Origin of the sequence: Pseudomonas sp. AM14(2022) (assembly GCF_036346455.1) — a bacterium.
Taxonomy (GTDB): domain Bacteria; phylum Pseudomonadota; class Gammaproteobacteria; order Pseudomonadales; family Pseudomonadaceae; genus Aquipseudomonas; species Aquipseudomonas putida_A.
In genome coordinates, this window is record NZ_JAOTNY010000003.1 from 247,599 (window position 1) to 265,353 (window position 17,755).

At 59.4% G+C, this 17,755-nt stretch carries 19 protein-coding genes; 17 read left to right on the forward strand and 2 right to left on the reverse strand.

Annotation, left to right across the window (positions count from 1 at the left end):
• Positions 1-29 precede the first annotated feature (29 nt).
• Both V3W27_RS07895 and rpoS read left to right on the forward strand, forming a co-directional pair.
• The gene (locus tag V3W27_RS07895; RefSeq protein WP_247269395.1) at positions 30-911 is read left to right on the forward strand and encodes a peptidoglycan DD-metalloendopeptidase family protein; all 882 of its coding nucleotides are present in this window, start codon (positions 30-32) and stop codon (positions 909-911) included.
• A gap of 105 nt (positions 912-1,016) precedes the next feature.
• Positions 1,017-2,027 carry an RNA polymerase sigma factor RpoS gene (gene rpoS, locus V3W27_RS07900; protein ID WP_007964304.1) on the forward strand — a complete coding sequence of 337 codons (1,011 nt, stop codon included), beginning with the start codon at positions 1,017-1,019 and terminating at the stop codon, positions 2,025-2,027.
• A 612-nt stretch (positions 2,028-2,639) separates the two neighbouring features.
• On the opposite strand, the gene fdxA is transcribed toward rpoS, so the two are convergent.
• Positions 2,640-2,963: a ferredoxin FdxA gene (gene fdxA / locus V3W27_RS07905; protein ID WP_003222178.1), complete on the reverse strand. Its 324-nt coding sequence runs from the start codon at positions 2,961-2,963 to the stop codon at positions 2,640-2,642.
• Positions 2,964-3,126: 163 nt separating this feature from the next.
• Positions 3,127-5,709 carry a DNA mismatch repair protein MutS gene (gene mutS / locus V3W27_RS07910; RefSeq protein WP_027611048.1) on the reverse strand — a complete coding sequence of 861 codons (2,583 nt, stop codon included), beginning with the start codon at positions 5,707-5,709 and terminating at the stop codon, positions 3,127-3,129.
• Positions 5,710-5,918: 209 nt separating this feature from the next.
• Between mutS and V3W27_RS07915 the strand changes: the two genes are divergently transcribed.
• The 15 genes from V3W27_RS07915 to V3W27_RS07985 all read left to right on the forward strand — a co-directional run bounded on the left by V3W27_RS07915 (position 5,919) and on the right by V3W27_RS07985 (position 17,749).
• A complete protein-coding gene (locus tag V3W27_RS07915; RefSeq protein WP_027611049.1) occupies positions 5,919-6,653 on the forward strand; it encodes a LexA family transcriptional regulator in 735 nt (244 codons plus the stop codon).
• 515 nt (positions 6,654-7,168) lie between these two features.
• Positions 7,169-7,585 carry a tail fiber assembly protein gene (locus V3W27_RS07920; protein WP_247269394.1) on the forward strand — a complete coding sequence of 139 codons (417 nt, stop codon included), beginning with the start codon at positions 7,169-7,171 and terminating at the stop codon, positions 7,583-7,585.
• Between the two features lie 96 nt (positions 7,586-7,681).
• A complete protein-coding gene (locus tag V3W27_RS07925) occupies positions 7,682-8,110 on the forward strand; it encodes a tail fiber assembly protein (protein WP_330206339.1) in 429 nt (142 codons plus the stop codon).
• Between the two features lie 135 nt (positions 8,111-8,245).
• Positions 8,246-8,587, forward strand: coding sequence for a phage holin family protein (locus V3W27_RS07930; RefSeq protein WP_003222183.1), 342 nt, complete (start codon positions 8,246-8,248; stop codon positions 8,585-8,587).
• Between the two features lie 72 nt (positions 8,588-8,659).
• Positions 8,660-9,181, forward strand: coding sequence for a hypothetical protein (locus tag V3W27_RS07935; RefSeq protein ID WP_330206340.1), 522 nt, complete (start codon positions 8,660-8,662; stop codon positions 9,179-9,181).
• A gap of 3 nt (positions 9,182-9,184) precedes the next feature.
• Positions 9,185-9,793, forward strand: coding sequence for a phage baseplate assembly protein V (locus V3W27_RS07940; RefSeq protein WP_330206341.1), 609 nt, complete (start codon positions 9,185-9,187; stop codon positions 9,791-9,793).
• Positions 9,794-9,807: 14 nt separating this feature from the next.
• Positions 9,808-10,140, forward strand: a complete 333-nt coding sequence (locus tag V3W27_RS07945) for a phage baseplate protein (protein WP_247269390.1) — start codon at positions 9,808-9,810, stop codon at positions 10,138-10,140.
• On the forward strand, positions 10,137-11,132 hold the full coding sequence (locus V3W27_RS07950) for a baseplate J/gp47 family protein (RefSeq protein WP_330206342.1): 996 nt from the start codon (positions 10,137-10,139) through the stop codon (positions 11,130-11,132). Before V3W27_RS07945 ends, V3W27_RS07950 begins: the two co-directional genes overlap by 4 nt.
• Positions 11,129-11,764, forward strand: a complete 636-nt coding sequence (locus tag V3W27_RS07955) for a phage tail protein I (protein ID WP_330206343.1) — start codon at positions 11,129-11,131, stop codon at positions 11,762-11,764. Before V3W27_RS07950 ends, V3W27_RS07955 begins: the two co-directional genes overlap by 4 nt.
• Positions 11,765-14,503, forward strand: a complete 2,739-nt coding sequence (locus V3W27_RS07960) for a phage tail-collar fiber domain-containing protein (RefSeq protein WP_330206344.1) — start codon at positions 11,765-11,767, stop codon at positions 14,501-14,503.
• Positions 14,503-15,057, forward strand: a complete 555-nt coding sequence (locus V3W27_RS07965) for a DUF4376 domain-containing protein (RefSeq protein WP_330206345.1) — start codon at positions 14,503-14,505, stop codon at positions 15,055-15,057. Before V3W27_RS07960 ends, V3W27_RS07965 begins: the two co-directional genes overlap by 1 nt.
• Positions 15,058-15,149: 92 nt before the next feature.
• On the forward strand, positions 15,150-15,335 hold the full coding sequence (locus tag V3W27_RS07970) for a hypothetical protein (protein ID WP_007964321.1): 186 nt from the start codon (positions 15,150-15,152) through the stop codon (positions 15,333-15,335).
• Between the two features lie 2 nt (positions 15,336-15,337).
• A complete protein-coding gene (locus V3W27_RS07975; RefSeq protein WP_330206346.1) occupies positions 15,338-16,504 on the forward strand; it encodes a phage tail protein in 1,167 nt (388 codons plus the stop codon).
• The gene (locus V3W27_RS07980) at positions 16,504-17,010 is read left to right on the forward strand and encodes a phage major tail tube protein (protein ID WP_103367835.1); all 507 of its coding nucleotides are present in this window, start codon (positions 16,504-16,506) and stop codon (positions 17,008-17,010) included. The genes V3W27_RS07975 and V3W27_RS07980 overlap by 1 nt, the downstream gene beginning before the upstream one ends.
• A gap of 157 nt (positions 17,011-17,167) precedes the next feature.
• Positions 17,168-17,749 (forward strand): phage tail assembly protein, encoded by a 582-nt coding sequence (locus V3W27_RS07985; RefSeq protein ID WP_330206347.1) that lies wholly within the window; start codon positions 17,168-17,170, stop codon positions 17,747-17,749.
• The last annotated feature ends 6 nt before the right edge of the window (positions 17,750-17,755 follow it).

Sequence of the window (17,755 nt, forward strand, 5' to 3'; positions counted from 1 at the left end):
TATTTCAGCCACCACAAAGGGAGCGGCGGGTGAGTCTCACAGTCATTGCGCAGCGTATGGGTAACACGAGCTTTCAGCGCCTGGTGACTGGCCTTGTATTGAGCACCCTGCTGGTCGGTTGCTCCAGCACCAAATCGAGCAACGTGCGGGTGGTCGATCGCAACAGCGCGGCGGCCCAGCGTCCGGCCGTCACGACCGGGCAGTATGTAGTCCGTCCGGGCGATACGCTGTTTTCCATCGCTTTTCGCTACGGCTGGGACTACAAAGCCCTCGCGGCCCGGAACAATATTCCTACGCCGTATACGATCCATCCGGGTCAGACAATTCGCTTTGACGGGCGCACTGGTTCAACACCGACGGCCGTAGTGAGCAACAGCAGTTCCGCGCCATCATCGTCGAGCAAAACCACGGTAATCCGACGCCAGGCGAATGGCACGACGACCACCACCGTGACCGGCTCCGGGGCAGCTGCTGCGGGGGCTGCACCGTCCGTCGCGAACAAATCGGCCCCGGCTCCGATGCCTCCACCGGGCCCGGCCCCGACCGGCTGGGGATGGCCATCTAATGGCATTCTGATTGGAAAATTCTCTTCAAACGGTAGTTTGAATAAAGGAATTGATATCGCCGGAGATTTGGGACAGCCTGTTTTAGCTGCGTCTGATGGGACGGTGGTTTACGCCGGGAGTGGCTTAAGGGGCTACGGCGAATTAGTCATCATCAAACACAGCGAAACCTACGTCAGTGCCTACGGACATAACCGCAGGCTGTTGGTACGGGAGGGGCAGCAGGTCAAGGTCGGACAGACAATTGCCGAAATGGGGTCCACGGGTACAGACCGGGTGAAACTGCATTTTGAGATTCGCCGCCAAGGTAAACCTGTAGATCCGCTGCAGTTCCTGCCCAAACGTTGATTTGAGGCCAGCCTGTTCCGTCGCGTAGAGGGGACAGGCTCCAGCGCTGCCAAGGATAAAGGCGTCGCTTGAGCTTGGGGTCGAACTCACCAAAGGACTATAACAATGGCTCTCAGTAAAGAAGTGCCGGAGTTTGACATCGACGATGAGGTTCTCCTTATGGAGGCCGGCATCGATTCGGAATCTTCGATGTCGAATGATGAAGGGGCTGCTCCACCTTCCGTTCGTTCCAAATCCAGACAATCCGCTTCACTTAAACAACACAAGTACATCGACTACACTCGGGCACTCGATGCCACGCAGCTGTATCTCAACGAAATCGGCTTTTCACCACTGCTCTCCCCGGAGGAAGAAGTTCATTTTGCGCGTCTGTCGCAAAGTGGCGACCCTGCCGGGCGCAAGCGCATGATTGAAAGTAACCTGCGGCTGGTCGTGAAGATCGCCCGGCGTTACGTCAATCGGGGGCTGTCGCTGCTGGATCTGATCGAAGAGGGTAATCTCGGCCTGATCCGCGCAGTGGAAAAGTTCGATCCCGAACGTGGCTTCCGCTTCTCGACCTACGCGACCTGGTGGATCCGTCAGACCATCGAGCGCGCGATCATGAATCAGACCCGGACCATCCGGTTGCCGATCCATGTGGTCAAGGAGCTCAACGTGTACCTGCGGGCCGCACGGGAGCTGACGCAGAAGCTCGATCACGAACCTTCACCCGAAGAAATCGCCAACCTGCTGGAAAAACCGGTGGGCGAGGTCAAGCGCATGCTCGGCCTGAACGAGCGGGTTTCTTCGGTCGATGTCTCGCTGGGTCCGGATTCGGATAAAACCCTGCTGGACACCCTGACGGATGACCGTCCGACCGATCCATGTGAACTGCTGCAGGATGACGACCTGTCGCAGAGCATCGATCAATGGCTCTCGGAACTGACCGACAAGCAGCGCGAGGTGGTCGTACGCCGCTTCGGCCTGCGCGGCCATGAGAGCAGCACGCTGGAAGACGTAGGCCTGGAGATCGGCCTGACCCGTGAACGGGTGCGGCAGATCCAGGTGGAAGGCCTCAAGCGCCTTCGCGAAATCCTCGAGAAGAATGGCCTGTCGAGCGAGTCGCTGTTTCAGTAAGCGCCTCACACGCCTGCCGCAAGAAGCCCCGACTGGTTCGGGGCTTTTTTATTGCTCGGATATTGGCTGATGACTGTCTGTGGCGAGGGAGCTTGCTCCCGCCGGGTTGCGCAGCAACCCTAAAGGTTCATGAGCGCTGCGCACTCAAGCGGGAGCAAGCTCCCTCGCCACAAAGTTCATTGCCGGACAAATGGTCAGCATTTCCATCGTTTGTAGTCTTGCGGTGTAAGCCTTGGCTTACTCTTTCGTAAGCGTTCCCCATTTTTGCAGGACGGTAGACGTCGACTTCTGCCGAGAGTCGTTTTTAACCAATTGATTTATATGATTATTTTTTAATATGAAGTGTTTATTACAGCGACTCTCACCCCGCCGGGCCGATTGCTCTCGGCAGGGAACTCTCTAGTATCAGCACTGTGTCGACGGACAGACACGCCCTTCAGGGAAGAGGGGAATGGACATCGCAGGACGCGATTCATCAGGACGATGAAAAGGAATACAGGGAATAGGGAAAAAATGTGGGCGGGTCAAACCGCCCCTTTTTTTGTCTGTAGAAAAGTAAAATCCGAAAAAGCAAAAAGGCCCGCAAGGGGCCTTTTGGTAACGCGCGACAGATCAGCGTTCGAGGTCTTTGATCTTGCCTTTGACGCCATCCCACTCTTCGGCATCCGGCAGCGATTCTTTCTTCTCGGTGATGTTCGGCCAGATTTCGGCCAATTCAACGTTCAGTTGAATGAACTCCTGCATATCCTCCGGAACTTCGTCCTCGGAGAAAATCGCGACGGCCGGGCATTCCGGTTCGCACAGGGCGCAGTCGATGCACTCGTCCGGGTGAATCACCAGGAAGTTCGGGCCTTCGTAAAAGCAGTCCACCGGACAGACTTCTACGCAGTCGGTGTACTTGCACTTGATGCAGTTGTCGGTGACGACGAAGGTCATTTCTAATTTTCTCCTCAGGCGGCGGCAGCGTAGCCCCTTCACGGTTGGGGTCGCCAGGTTCGGGAGCGATGTCTGCCAGCCAGGCTATTAGCCAGCAGCATCCCAAACCGCGCGAGATTCTAACAGCTTGAAGCCGTTTGCGTTATATCCGGTTCTTCGCTGCTTAGATCCGGTTCTTAAGTGCATATAACAATTCGAGCGCTCGACGCGGGGTCAGGTCATCGAGATCCACTTTGGCCAACTCATCGAGCACCGGGTGCGGCAGGCTGGCGAACATGTCGCTCTGCTGCGGAACGGCCGGTTTGCCTTTGACGGCAGGCTTGGGCGCTTCATGCGGCAATGCGGTGTCTTCCAGTCGGCTCAGGTGCTCACGGGCCCGCACGATCACTTCACTCGGCACGCCGGCCAGTTGCGCCACCGCCAGGCCGTAGCTCTGGCTGGCAGGCCCCGGCAACACGTGGTGCAGGAACACGATGCGCTCGTTGTGCTCAGTGGCGTTGAGGTGCACGTTGGCCACCAGCGGCTCGGCTTCCGGCAACACGGTCAGTTCGAAATAGTGCGTGGCAAATAGAGTATAGGCACGCAGATGCGCCAGACGCTCGGCGGCCGCCCATGCCAGCGACAGACCGTCGAAGGTGCTGGTGCCGCGCCCAACTTCGTCCATCAGCACCAGACTGCGCTCGGTGGCGTTGTGCAGGATGTTGGCGGTTTCGCTCATCTCGACCATGAAGGTCGAACGGCCACCGGCCAGGTCATCGCTCGAACCGATTCGGGTGAAGATCCGATCCACCAGCGACAACTCGCAACTGGCCGCCGGTACGAAGCTGCCAATGTGCGCCAAAAGTACGATCAATGCGGTTTGGCGCATGTAGGTGGATTTACCACCCATGTTCGGGCCGGTGATCACCAGCATCCGGGTGTTGTCATCCAGGCTCAAGTCGTTCGCCACGAATGGCGTAGTCAGCACTTGCTCGACCACCGGGTGACGCCCTTGGGTGATGCGCATGCACGGCTCGCTGACGAAGCGCGGGCAGTTCAGATCAAGGTTCAGCGCACGCTCGGCAAGGTTGCTCAGCACGTCCAGCTCGGCCAATGCGCCGGCAGTGTCCTGCAGCGGTGGCAGTTGGCTGATCAGATCTTCCAGCAGCGCCTCGTAGAGCATTTTCTCGCGGGCGAGGGCACGGCTCTTGGCCGACAGCGCCTTGTCTTCGAATTCTTTCAGCTCAGGCGTGATGAAGCGCTCGGCGCCCTTGAGCGTCTGGCGCCGGATGTAATCGGCTGGAGCCGATTCGGCTTGCTTGCTCGGCAGTTCGATGAAGTAGCCGTGAATGCGGTTGTAACCGACTTTCAGGTTGGCCAGACCGGTGCGGGCCTTTTCCCGGGCTTCCAGATCGATAAGGAACTGGCCGGCGTTTTCGCTCAGCGATTGCAACTCGTCGAGTTCGCTGTCGTAACCGGTTTTCAGCACGCCGCCGTCGCGGATCACTGCTGGCGGGTTGTCGATGATGGCTTTTTCCAGCAGCGCCGCCAGTTCCGGATAGGTGCTGGTGGTGGTCGCCAGGCGTTGCAGGTGCGGTGCTTCGAGGTCGGTCATCGCCACTTGCAGTTGCGGCAGGGCACCGAGAGCATCGCGCAGACGCGCGAGGTCACGGGGGCGCGCATTGCGCAGGCCGATCCGCGCCAGAATCCGCTCGATGTCGCCGATTTCCTTGAGCTGCGGCTGCAGCTTTTCGAAGCGGTAGCCGTCGAGCAGGCAAGTGATCGAGGTCTGCCGCGCCAAAAGCACGGTCAGATCGCGCAGCGGACGGTTCAGCCAACGGGTCAGCAAACGGCTGCCCATTGCGGTCTGGCAGCGATCAACCACTGATTGCAGGGTGTTGTCGCGACCACCAGCCAGGTTAGTGTCGAGTTCGAGGTTGCGGCGGCTGGCGCCGTCGAGCACCACGGTATCGTCCAGACGCTCATGACGCAGGCTGCGCAGATGGGGCAGGGCGGTGCGCTGGGTTTCCTTGGCATAGGCCAGCAGGCAACCGGCAGCGCCGATGGCCAGGGTCAGGGTTTCGCAACCGAAGCCTTTGAGATCTTGCGTGGAAAACTGCTGGCAGAGACTTTTCAGCGCCGAATCACGCTCGAAATCCCACGGCGCGCGACGACGCACACCACGGCGCTTTTCCGCCGGCAGGTCTTTCGGCCAATCGTCCGGGATCAGCAGTTCCACCGGGTTGACTCGCTCCAGCTCCGCCAGCAGGTTTTCCCAGCCCTTGATCTCGAGCACAGTAAAGTTGCCGCTGGTGATGTCCAGCACTGCCAGACCGAACAGGCGCTCGTCGCCTAGCACGGCGGCAATCAGGTTGTCGCGGCGTTCATCGAGCAGCGCTTCGTCGCTGACCGTGCCCGGGGTAATGATCCGTACCACCTGACGTTCTACCGGGCCCTTGCTGGTGGCCGGATCGCCGACCTGCTCGCAGATCACCACCGACTCACCGAGCTTGACCAGTTTCGCCAGGTAACCTTCCGCCGCGTGGTAAGGAATCCCGCACATCGGGATCGCTTGCCCCGCCGACTGGCCGCGCGCGGTCAGAGTGATGTCGAGCAACTTGGCCGCCTTCTTCGCGTCTTCATAGAAGATCTCGTAGAAGTCGCCCATGCGATAGAACATCAGCTGATCCGGGTGCTGATTCTTCAGGCGCCAGTATTGCTGCATCATCGGGGTGTGGGAGGACAGGTCGGAGACGGCTTTATTCATCGGATTGTCAGGTAACTCGTTAAATGATGTAGGGCAAAAGCGAGGGCAACCGCCGGGCTTTTCCGCGATGGGCGCAAGGTTACCATGGGCGGTCGGCTCGACGCAGGCATGACGGCCGGCTGACACTTTTTGCGTTTAATTGTGATTTATGCACGATTTATGCAAATCAGCATTTGTCTTCGCAAAAAACTTCAAGCACTATGCGCGTTATGCAAAAACGCAACGTATCCTCCGTCTTAAGAGCACTGCTCGACCAGCACGGGATCTCCCCCACGGAGCTCCACCGTCGCACCGGCGTGCCTCAATCAACGCTCTCGCGGATTCTCAGCGGGAAGATCGTCGATCCTTCGGATAAACATATCTCGAAGATCGCCGAATACTTCAATGTGAGCACCGATCAATTGCGTGGCCGCGCCGATGTCGCGATCGCGACCGGTGGCGCGCGCGATGACGTGCATGCGGAACTCAAGGACATAAGCCTGTGGGACGACGATACCCCTGTCGATGACGACGAGGTGTCGGTGCCCTTTCTTCGTGAGGTTGAATTGGCTGCTGGATCAGGAAGATTCGTCATCGAAGAGAGCGAACGCTCTAGCCTGCGCTTCGGCAAACGCAGCCTGCGCCATAACGGTGTGCAGTTCGACCAAGCCAAATGCGTGACGGTGCGCGGTAACAGCATGATGCCGGTGTTGCGTGACGGCGCCACGGTCGGAGTCAATGCCGGCAAGTGCGGCATCGGCGATATCATCGATGGCGATCTGTATGCGATCAACCACAACGGTCAGTTGCGCGTGAAGCAGCTCTACCGCCTGCCGACCGGTATCCGTCTGCGCAGTTTCAACCGTGATGAACATCCGGACGAGGACTACAGCTTCCAGGATATGCAGGACGAGCAGATAGTCATCCTTGGTCACGTCTTCTGGTGGGGCATGTACGCTCGATAGGTACTCCCCTTCGCATAAAACCCGCCTCATGGCGGGTTTTTTTTCGCCTGAACAAAACCCTCGGCGCCTTGATTTATGCGGTCTGCATGCGTCCGTGCATTTCTCGCGCATAAATAAATGCATTTATGCATTGACTGTGTATGCATCCATGCATATTCTTGCCACCAAGCCGCCCGACAAAGCGGCTGGCAACAACAGCTCTTTAGTTCCACAAGAACAGGCAGCGATGAACCGGCCTCAACGGTTCAGAGGGTTGGCAACTGACCCGGGTGTGCAGCGTAAAGCACCAAGAGCAGTTATCCGGCGGGCAGGGACCGCGGTCGGAAAAACAATTTGAATGGACTCGTACCGCGCCAGTAGCGCCGAAAAGTCAGCTTCCTTCTCGAATACAGGATTTGAAGGAAGGCGAAGGAGCGCATTACTGAAAAGCCCGGCGTAATGCCGGGCTTTTTGGAATGCCTACCCGGGCAGGAACTGAAAAGCCGGGATGCCGGCAATCAATCAGGATGATGAGCATGAAGAAGTACGCACGTGTCGTCGAAGGCAAAGTCGACAACATTTTTGAAACCGCTAACCCGATCACCGAAGAGTTTCCGGCGAACCAAGTCTGGGTGGATGTCAGCGCATTGCCCAAGATCGACTATTCCTGGAACGCGGTGAACACCGACGGCGTCTGGACATTTACCGACAGCGATATGTGGGGGCAACCGTCCTCGTTGGCCATTCAAATGCGTAATGAAAGAGCTATTCGTTTCGACAAAGTCAACGCCACTCTGGCGTCGTCGGCGCTGGTGCAGAAGGTTGAGCTGGGGCTGGCCACGCCGGCAGAGGAAGCCGCACTGCTGGAATACAAGCAGTTCTTCATCGCGATGAGCAACGTCAACAAACAGCCGGGCTACCCGCTGACTGTTAGCTGGCCTCAAGTTCCATAAACAACGCTTGGCGCGCCCACAGCGTTCAGGCGCGGTGGACGCGAGATCGAAACACCAAGCGGTGAGTGTTGAAAAACTTAAACCAAGGAGAAACACATGAATCGATATGTCTTTATTTCATTGAGCACTTTCAAAGTTTATCGGGTACTCGATACTGATGAGGGGATGCCGACCACTCCTCCCGATGGCGTGTGGGGGCAATGGGTGGATGCCACTGGAAATACCGAAGTTGTGGTCGGATGGAACGCTAGAATTGTCAACAATCAATGGGAGTTGCATGCACCCACCTATGAGGAGGTAGCCGCTGAAGTCAAAGTTCTTGCGATTGAGAGGTTGTCGGATGCCAGAGGCTGGCTGAGCATCAACCCGTTGGATTACAAGAAGGATTTGGGCATTGCAACGCCGGAGGAGGAAGCGGCGCTATTGGCTTATAAGCAATACGTCGTCGCGCTGTGCGATTTCAAGAATCAACCAGGTTACCCGTACACCATCATTTGGCCGACAGTGCCTTTTCCGCTGGTTTGAGTCGGCTGTGTGATTTTATTGGTCTGTATTACTCAAAAGCCCGGCCCCGCGCCGGGCTTTTTGGAATGCCTACCTGAAGAGACATCGCTTGAACCCGACATACATCACTCATCAACTGAAACCAGGAGGCGTGACATGACAAACGAGCAACAAGCGTTGGCGGACATGCCGATCTGGCTGGTCATCCTCCTCGCTGTAGTGGGCGGGGTGTCCGGCGAAATGTGGCGCGCCGACAAGGAGGGCGCCCGCGGTTGGTCATTGCTGCGGCGTCTGGCCCTGCGCTCCGGCGCCTGCATGATCTGCGGCGTCTCGGCGATCATGCTGCTGTATGCAGCAGGGCTTTCGATCTGGGCCGCCGGAGCCTTCGGTTGCCTGACCGCCATGGCCGGTGCCGACGTCGCCATCGGTCTGTACGAACGCTGGGCCGCCAAGCGCATCGGCGTCTGCGAAGTTCCCCCGCCGCGCGATCCCCAGTAACTCAACACTTTCCTGCCTCGCTGCAACTGATGCGGCGGGGCTGCGCGTGGACAATTGAAAAGGAGGTCATGCATGCCCGCACCGATCCAGCAGCCTTCGCAGCTGTTCACGGCGATGGCGACAACCCTGCGCAACAGCGCCGGCCTGAATCTGCAGGTTGGCAATCACGACGACTTCACCGCCCCCGGCGCTCAGGCCTGGGCATTGATTGACTTCGACCGTAATGCGCCCGGTGTGCGTGGCGCCGACGGACGTATCGCCCACGTCATGACGGTGTCGCTGCAAGTCATTCCGGCACTGTCCGCCAGTGCATTTGCCGCCTGCGATCTGATCGCCGTGCTGAAAAACCTGATCACCGACAACCGCTGGGGCCTGCCCGGTGCTCAATGTGATCTGCCGATGAACCTTGATGGTCTGCCGTCAGTGCTCATCCGCGCCGATCAGCAATACAAGGCGTGGACTCTGACTTTCACCCAGACCCTCAACCTCGGTCCGACGCTGCTCGACGACCCGCTCGGCACGCCGAAATTCGCCCGCACCTGGGAAGTCAGCAATATCGACGATCCGGACCAATACACCGCGCTGGAGGCCTGACCGATGTTCGACGCATTACTGCGCATGCAACTGGGGCCGATCATCGAGCGGCTGGCCGAGATGGAAGCGGAAATCGACGACCTGCACCGACGCGCCGAGAGTTTCTGTCGCATCGGCGTCTGTCAGGCAGTCGATGCCGCGAGCAACACTTGTCAGGTCAGCCACGGTGGACTGCTGACGCCCGCCATCAAGTTCTTCAACCCGAGCGCCGGAGCGCAGAGCGAATCGCGGATTCCGAGCGTGGGCGAGCAGTGCCTGCTGTTCAACTACGGCAGCGGTGAAAGTGGCGCGCAAAGCGTGGCGTTGTTCGGATTGAACAGTGACCGCTTTCCACCCACGGCGACGGTACCGACGCTGACGCGCCGGGTGCATGTCGACGGCAGCGAAAGCGGCTATGACGACGCTACGCACACCCTGCACTGGCAGAACGGCCCGGCCACATTCAGTGGCTCTCGCGAATCGCTTGCACTGAGCATCGGCCCGGCGCAACTGACGATGACGCCACAGCTGATCAGCCTGCAACTCGGCGCCGTCGGCCTGAGCATCGACGCCTCGGGCGTGCACTTCAGCGGCCCATTGGTGGATCACCAGGGCCGCGTCATCAGCCCCTGAATCAAGAGCTTCCCATGATCGGAATCGATAGAGACTCCGGGGCCACGGTCGACGACTGGCTGCAGTTCGTGCAGCGCGCGACACGAGCCCTGACCACGCCGCTGGGCACCCGGCAAAAAAGGCCCCTTTATGGCTCACTGATCCCCACGCTGCTGGGGCAGAACCTCGGTGACGACGTTCTGCTTATGGCCCAGAGCCACGCGGCTCAGGCGTTCTACAACGCGCAGAACGGGATCAGCGATTTTCAGCCGAGCGTGATCGTCGCCAGCCGTAAGGGCGCCGGTCTGCTGCTGCGTTTCGCCGGCACCTGGAAAAACCGTCAACAGACATTCGAGGTCGTGACATGAGCATGTTGATCCCCGGCCAGAATCAGTTGGCCGAACCGGCGCTGATCACCGTCGACGCCTTCGAAGACCTGCTCGCCGAGTTCAAGACCTTCGTCGTCGAATACGTCGGCGCCCGGGCGCCGGACAGCGCAGCGAAACTCAAGACCAGCCTCGATAACGAAAGCGAACTGCTGACCCTGGCGCTTGAGGCTTTCTGCGTGCGTCTGCAAACCCACGAACGCAAATACAACGCCCGCATCAAGCAGATGCTGGCGTGGTGGGCCACTGGCAGCAACCTCGACGCACGGCTGGCGGACATGGGCCTGGAGCGGCAGTTGCTCGACCCCGGCGACCCGGCGGCATTTCCGCCGGTACCGCCGATTTATGAAAGTGATGACGACGCCCGGCTGCGCTATTACCTGGCGCCGCATGCCCCGGCTGCGGGTTCGCGAATGCAGTATCGCCGCGAGGTATTCACCCTCGGTGAACGGCCAACGGTGAAGGTCGAATCCAGCGATGGCGGTGTGGTGAACGTCACCTACACCTTCAACCCGGACGGCCTCGCGGCACAGGTCAAGGACGGCAACGGTCGGCGTACTGCGCCGGGCGAAGTGCAGGTCACGGTGTTGTCCCGCGACGGCGATGGCACCCCGTCTGCAACGTTGCTGGATGGCGTGCGTCAGCACTTCGCCCGCCCTGATGTGCGGCCGGAAACCGACCTGGTCACGGTCAAGGCTGCCGACATTCACCGCTACAAGATTCGCGTGGTGGCGAAGATCAATTCCGGCCCCGACTCGGGCCTGACCAAAGTCGCCGCGCAGCAACAATTGCAGGCCTACGCCGACAGTTGCCATCGCCTGGAAGGGCGAGTCGATCCGAGCTGGATCGACTACACGCTGCACAGCGCCGGCGCCGTGCAACTGCAGATTCTTGAACCGCTGGCGCCGATCGTCACCACGGCGTTTCAGGCGCCGTACTGCACGGCAGTCGAGGTCGAGGTACTGACGTTATGAGTGAGCCGACACAACGCCCGACCTTGTTGCCAGCCAACAGCTCGGCACTCGAACGTGGACTGGATCTGGGCTTTGGCGCACTGCTGGATCGCATCGCGCCGCCGTTCCCCGAACTGATGAATCCGAGCGAAACACCGGTCGCATTCCTGCCGTATCTGGCAGCGGATCGCGGTGTCGCCGAATGGAGCACCAGCGCACCGGAAGCGGAAAAGCGCCTGACCGTCGAACTGGCCTGGCCCACCGCACGCCAGGCCGGTACTCGCAAGGCGTTGGAAAACGCGGCCAAGGGCTTGCAACTGCGCCCCGAAGTCCGCGCCTGGTACGAACAGACGCCTCCCGGCGTGCCTTACAGCTTCAGGGTGCGCGCTTTCAGCGACCAACCCTACAGCGAAGAAATCGACGCCCGTCTCGACCGTCGTCTGGCGGATGCCAAGAGCGAACGGGACATCCTTTCGGTGACGGTTGGCTTGAGCGCATTCGGCAGCCACTCCATCGCCGCCGCGACTTTCTGCGGTGAGTTGACGACGGTTTATCCGGTGTTCATCGAAGGGCTTGAAACCTCTGGCGAGGCGTTCATGGCCGCAGCTTTGTACACCGTCGAAACATCCACTATTTATCCCCAGGGGGCCTGAATGGCTGACTATTACACCCTGCTCACCAACGCAGGGATTGCCTACGAAACGGCGTGCAAGGCCGCGGGCGTGCCGATCAAGTTGACGCAGATTTCTGTCGGCGACGGCGGCGGCGCGGTCTACAACCCGGCCGCGACCGCCACCGCGCTGAAACGCGAAGTCTGGCGCGGGCCGCTCAACGCCCTGTTCCAGGACGAGAAGAACCCGAGCTGGCTGCTCGCCGAAGTGACCATTCCGCCGGACGTTGGCGGTTGGTACGTGCGTGAAGCCGGGCTGTGGACCGACACCGGGATTCTCTACGCCATCGTCAAATATCCGGAGTCGTTCAAACCGGTTCTGGCGACTTCGGGCTCGGGCAAAGAGTTCTACATTCGCTCGATTTTCGAGACCAGCAATGCGTCGCTGGTAACGCTGCTGATCGACGACACCGTGGTCAAGGCCACACGTGCCTGGGTCATGAGTTATCTCGCCGAAGAACTCGGCAAACTCGATGGCAAGCAATCGGTGCGCGTTGCGGCCTCCACCAACATCGTGTTGAACGGTGCGCAGCAAATTGACGGTGTCGCCGTGGTTGCCGGCGACCGTGTGCTGCTGGCGAACCAGACCTTGGTCAAGGACAACGGCCTGTGGATCGTCGCCAATGGCGACTGGGTGCGGGCGACTGATGCCAATACCAGCGCCAAGGTCACGCCGGGCCTGACGGTCATGGTCGAGGAGGGTACGGCGAACGGCGATTCGCTGTGGCACCTGACCACCAACGCGCCGATCACCCTCGGCACCACCGCGCTGACGTTCAAGATGCTCGCCGGGCGCACGGGGATTGCTGCCGGGACTTACAAGAGCCTGACGGTTGATGAATATGGTCGAGCGACGGCAGGTGCGAATCCTGAAACGTTGGCCGGGTTTGGCATCAAGGATTCCTACACCAAGGCGGAAGTTGAAGCGCTGATCGCCAAGGCCTCGGCGTTGCCGGTGGGTTCGATTGTTGCGTTCCCGGTGGATGCACCGCCGCCGGGTTTTCTGGAGCTGGATAACAGCGTCAAGAGCAGTGCGACTTACCCGGACTTGAGCGCTTATCTGGGAGGCAAGTTCAACAAGGGTGATGAGGGCGTCGGGAATTTCCGTTTGCCGGAAGCGCGTGGGGAATTTTTACGCGGTTGGGATCATGGACGGGGAGTCGACCTGGGACGTCAAGTCGGTAGCCTTCAGGCTGATGATTATAAAAGTCACAGTCACCGGTACTTTGACAGCGTAGCTGCAAACATTGACCCTTTTGGGGGTACGGGCGCTGGAGTTGTTAACGGTGTCGTAACACCTCCCGCTACGGGTGGGTATCTGGCAACTTCAGGGCCTGATTCAAACAATCTGACGTCGCCCACAACTACCGTCAATGCAGGGGGAAATGAAACTCGCCCACGCAACATCGCCGTCATGTGGTGCATCAAAGCCTGGAACGCCCCGGTCAATCAGGGAACCATCGATGTAGCCGCACTGGCCAAGGAAGTCGAACGGCTCAAATCCGCTGTTCCGGTGGGGGCCGTTCTGGCATTCCCGACGGGGATCGTCGCGCCGGGTTATCTGGAACTGGATGGCAGTGTGCAGAGCATTGCGACTTATCCGGATCTGGCGGCTTTTCTCGGTACCACTTACAACAAGGGAGATGAGGGCGCGGGCAACTTCCGCTTGCCGGATTCGCGCGGTGAGTTTCTCCGTGGTTGGGATCATGGGCGTGGTGCTGACACGGGGCGGGCAATTGGTAGCTGGCAAGTAGGCACCGCAACTTATGGCGATGGTGATGGTGTCAATCTGCCGATCCCGAACCTGAATGACCCCAAACATGTGAGGGTTCTTGGGCTTGAGTACGACACGACTCCGGCGGTTGTCGAGTCCGTGACGGTTAATGGCACGACTACTGCTGCCTCGCAAGGGCTCAACATGGATGGAGTGCAGACTCCGGGTACCGCCTATATCGGCGTGGACTTCATGCGGTCAAGGCCTCGAAACCTCGCCGTCATGTGGTGCATCAAAGCCTGGAACGCACCGATCAATCAGGGAAGCATCGATATCGCTTCGTTGGTTGACGAAGTTCGCAACGTTTCGGGTCGCTATCTCAGAACCCGGGTTTTCAAGGCAAACGAGATTTATCTGCCGGGGCCCGGCACCAAAAAGATCAAATACAGACTGCAAGGTGGAGGTGGTGCCGGCGGTGGTTCAGTCTCTACTGCCAATACTCAGCTTTCCGCCGGTTGCGGAGGATCTGCTGGCGCCTACGCCGAGGGCTGGCTGACTCAGGGTTTCGACGGTCAGCAGATCACTCTCGGTAAGGGGGGCGCGGGCGTTGTTGCCAATATTGGCTTGAATGGGGGAACAACCTCTTTTGCCGGAATCGCTGCACCAGGAGGATACGGTGGAGGATTCTCGGCCAACATTGTGCCGCCTCTGCAACTTGGCCGAAGCCCCAACTCCGAGCTCGCAACAGGTGGTTCAACGATCAATGCCAATGGCCAAGGCGGCGGCGGGGTAACCGGGCCGACATTGTCGCTTTGTACCTCCGGCGAAGGAGGTCTCAGCATGTTTGGGCCGGGTGGCAACCCCTCGGGCGGCGCTAGTCGTGAAGGTGAGGGGGCGGTGAATCCCGGTGCGGGTGGCGGAGGTGCGTTGGCCAAGCCGTCGTGTCCGTACAACTTCAAAGGTGGCAATGGTGGTGACGGCATCGTGATTATCGAGGAGTGGACCTGATGAGCGTTTATGTACGCATTTATGCCGACACGGTCGTCGAGCAAATCGAGACCAACGACGAGATTTCGACGCTATACCCACCGACGCTGGTGTGGGTGTGTGTCGATCATCTCGACCCACTTCCCCGGCAAGGCTGGCTGGCGAAGGAGCAAGACGGTGAGTGGTTGTTTTCGCCCGAGCTACCGATAACAGCCACGCCTGAAACTCAAGCGGTCGCTATTGCCGCCCAACGCTTTATGCACGAAGCCGGTGGCGTCATCGTCGATGGATTAACCATCGAAACCACTCGCGAGAGCCAGACGCTGATTGCCGGAATGGGCTTGTCGGCAATTGTCGACCCCGAGTATCGATGCAACTTCAAGACAGCCAATGGCTTTGTCGAAATTGATGTGCCGCGAATTCTCGAAATTGCCAAAGCTGTACGCGCTCATGTTCAGGCTTGCTTTGATCGCGAGCGCGAGCTGCTGCTGGCAATCGATAGTGGAAATTATCGTCCTGAAATGCTGACTGAGGGCTGGCCGGATGTACCACCAGCGCCTGAGCCCGGATTGTGACGCTTCAATAAACGCCCAGCACCGTCGGGGCGTTTTCTTACCCGCCAAGCCCCTCCCCACGAGGGGCTTTCCCGTTTATGGAGAAACGAAAAATGGCAACCCGCCAAACCTACACCGTGCTCGTTCCATTCCCCACCGGCGGTGGGCATTGGTCGAGCGTCGGTCAAGACCTTGATCTGCTCGACGTCGAGGCCAGTGCGCTGCACAGCGCCGGTCGACTGGAACTGAAAACACCCTCCACCCAGGCCAAAAAGGCCGCTGCCAAGAAGGCTGACTAACCATGGCTGAGGTTTTGAACTTCGAGCACAACGGCATTACCGTCAATGCCACTGAATCCCCCGAGGCCATGGGTGGCCTGGGTGACAACGTCATCGGTCTGGTCGGCACCGCGCCGAAGGCTGATCCGCTGATTCCGCGTAACGCACCGTTCCGCATCAACAGCTTCACCACCCACGCGCTGCTCGATCCGACCGGCGCCGAAGAGGGCACCCTGTACCACGCGGTTTACCAGATCCTCAAAGTGGTCAAGGTGCCGGTCTACGTGGTGATCGTCGAAGCGGGCGCAACTCCGGCCGACACCGTTAACGCAGTGATCGGCGGTGTCGATCCAACCACCGGCCGCAAGCTCGGTCTGGCCGCACTGGGCAGTGTCCCGGAAGACCTGACCATCATCGGCGCGCCGGGCTTCACCGGCACCAAAGCGGTGGCCGGCGAGTTCGCTTCGTTCGGCAAACGCATCAAGGCCCGTGTGGTACTGGATGGCAAGGACGCCTCGGTCGCTGATCAAGTGACTTACAGCCAGGAACTGGGCGGTGCCGACCTCGGTTTCGACCGTTGCCTGGTGGTGCACAACATGCCCGCCGTGTACTCGAAAGCCGCGAAGAAAAACGTCTTCCTCGCGCCGTCCAGCCTGGCGATTGCCGCGCTGGCCAAGGTCAAGCAGTGGGAGAGCCCGGGCAACCAGGTGACCTACGCCGAAGACGTGTCCCGCGTCGTTGAGTACAACATCCTCGATACCTCCACCGAGGGCGATCTGCTCAACCGCTACGGCGTCAGCTACTACGCCCGCACCGTGCTGGGCGGCTTCTCGCTGCTGGGTAACCGCTCGATCACCGGCAAGTTCATCAGCTACGTCGGCCTCGAAGATGCGATCAGCCGCAAGCTGGTCAAGGCCGGCCAGAAAGCCATGGCCAAGAACCTGACCAAGTCGTTCATGGATCAGGAGGTCAAACGCATCAACGACTGGCTGCAGACCCTGGTCGCCGACGAAACCATTCCTGGCGGCAGCGTCTATCTGCACCCGGAACTCAACAGCGTCGAGAAGTACAAGAACGGCACCTGGTACGTGGTCATCGACTACGGCCGCTACGCGCCGAACGAACACATGGTTTATCAACTCAACGCCCGCGATGAAATCATCGAGCAGTTCCTGGAGGACGTTCTCTAATGTTTACCAACCGCGTAAGACAGGCCATCGCGGCCACCCTGCAAGGTTTGCCGTTGTCGGCGACCGTTGAGGAGTTCACCCCGCCGAAAATCGATTTCGACATGGAAAGCATGACGGGCGGGCGCTTCATCGTTGAGGAAATGGCCAAGAGCGCCAAGCCGCTGAACGCCACGCTCAAGCTGCAAGGCACCGGTGCAGAAGTGTTGCTGGCGATGGGTGTGAAGCTGGGCGACGACATCCTGCTGAACGTGCGTGAAGCCGGTCAGGATCAGGACGGCAACACCTGGTTCACCTATCACACCATCGGCGGCAAGCTCAAAACCATGGGTGAAGACGCGATCAAGATGGGCGGCAAAGCCCTGACGACTCTGGAGTTCTCCTGCCGCACCTACAACCGCCTGGAAAACGGCATCCCGGTGATCGACATCGACGTGCGCACCCAGAAGTTCGTGCTCAACGGCGTCGACATCCTTGGTGATGCGCGCCGTGCGGTGCTGATGCCGTAACCCTCGATACACCACAAACCCTGTAGGAGTGAGCCTGCTCGCGATGAGGTCAGCACAGGCAACATCAATGTGTCTGAAAGATCGCTATCGCGAGCAGGCTCACTCCTACAAGGGAATAGCGACACCCCCTAAAAAAGAATCACCAAGGAATTCATACATGTCGTGGATGCCACCCAAGCATGACCTGCTGTCGCCGATCACCGGCGACGACGGCGCGCAGATCGAGCAGATTCAGCTCAAGCCACTGTTCTACGCCGCACAGAAAGAAGCGCTGGAACGCGCCGGCGATGATGAAGACGATCAGTTCTTCGAACTGGCGCTGCTCGCCACCGGCCTGTCGGTCAAGGAACTCGACCAGCTCAAACGCCCGGACTACGTGAGCATCGCCCAGTACGTGCACGAGATGTCGACCCGTCCGGCGTCGTACTTTCTGGAGCAGGTCGAGGACGCTGAAAAGCCCGCCGATCCTGACGAAGTGCAGTTGCTGCAACCGCTCGCCGTGACCGGTCGCACCGTGACCTCGCTGTCGCTGGAAATGCCGGCACTGCGCGCCACCAAAGTGATGAAGAAACTGAAAACGGCCAAGGAACGCGCCGAGTTCATCACTGCCCACTGCACCGGTCTGATGATCCCCGATCTGGCCCAGCTGAGCGTGCCTGACTGGACGCAATTGCAGGTGCGCATCGACGATTTTTTAAACCAGCCGGCGGCCTACTTTCGGAACGCGACATCGAAGTAATCCTCG

What these genes read in the sequence shown, in the direction of transcription:
- fdxA (WP_003222178.1), bottom strand. Translation starts at nt 2,963, where the DNA reads ATGACCTTCGTCGTCACCGACAACTGCATCAAGTGCAAGTACACCGAC.
- V3W27_RS07925 (WP_330206339.1), top strand. Translation starts at nt 7,682, where the DNA reads ATGAATCGATATGTCTTTATTTCATTGAGCACTTTCAAAGTTTATCGG.
- V3W27_RS07985 (WP_330206347.1), top strand. Translation starts at nt 17,168, where the DNA reads ATGTCGTGGATGCCACCCAAGCATGACCTGCTGTCGCCGATCACCGGC.
- V3W27_RS07950 (WP_330206342.1), top strand. Translation starts at nt 10,137, where the DNA reads ATGAGCATGTTGATCCCCGGCCAGAATCAGTTGGCCGAACCGGCGCTG.
- V3W27_RS07960 (WP_330206344.1), top strand. Translation starts at nt 11,765, where the DNA reads ATGGCTGACTATTACACCCTGCTCACCAACGCAGGGATTGCCTACGAA.
- V3W27_RS07980 (WP_103367835.1), top strand. Translation starts at nt 16,504, where the DNA reads ATGTTTACCAACCGCGTAAGACAGGCCATCGCGGCCACCCTGCAAGGT.
- V3W27_RS07935 (WP_330206340.1), top strand. Translation starts at nt 8,660, where the DNA reads ATGCCCGCACCGATCCAGCAGCCTTCGCAGCTGTTCACGGCGATGGCG.
- V3W27_RS07920 (WP_247269394.1), top strand. Translation starts at nt 7,169, where the DNA reads ATGAAGAAGTACGCACGTGTCGTCGAAGGCAAAGTCGACAACATTTTT.
- V3W27_RS07940 (WP_330206341.1), top strand. Translation starts at nt 9,185, where the DNA reads ATGTTCGACGCATTACTGCGCATGCAACTGGGGCCGATCATCGAGCGG.
- V3W27_RS07965 (WP_330206345.1), top strand. Translation starts at nt 14,503, where the DNA reads ATGAGCGTTTATGTACGCATTTATGCCGACACGGTCGTCGAGCAAATC.
- V3W27_RS07955 (WP_330206343.1), top strand. Translation starts at nt 11,129, where the DNA reads ATGAGTGAGCCGACACAACGCCCGACCTTGTTGCCAGCCAACAGCTCG.
- V3W27_RS07970 (WP_007964321.1), top strand. Translation starts at nt 15,150, where the DNA reads ATGGCAACCCGCCAAACCTACACCGTGCTCGTTCCATTCCCCACCGGC.
- mutS (WP_027611048.1), bottom strand. Translation starts at nt 5,709, where the DNA reads ATGAATAAAGCCGTCTCCGACCTGTCCTCCCACACCCCGATGATGCAG.
- V3W27_RS07930 (WP_003222183.1), top strand. Translation starts at nt 8,246, where the DNA reads ATGACAAACGAGCAACAAGCGTTGGCGGACATGCCGATCTGGCTGGTC.
- rpoS (WP_007964304.1), top strand. Translation starts at nt 1,017, where the DNA reads ATGGCTCTCAGTAAAGAAGTGCCGGAGTTTGACATCGACGATGAGGTT.
- V3W27_RS07945 (WP_247269390.1), top strand. Translation starts at nt 9,808, where the DNA reads ATGATCGGAATCGATAGAGACTCCGGGGCCACGGTCGACGACTGGCTG.
- V3W27_RS07915 (WP_027611049.1), top strand. Translation starts at nt 5,919, where the DNA reads ATGCAAAAACGCAACGTATCCTCCGTCTTAAGAGCACTGCTCGACCAG.
- V3W27_RS07975 (WP_330206346.1), top strand. Translation starts at nt 15,338, where the DNA reads ATGGCTGAGGTTTTGAACTTCGAGCACAACGGCATTACCGTCAATGCC.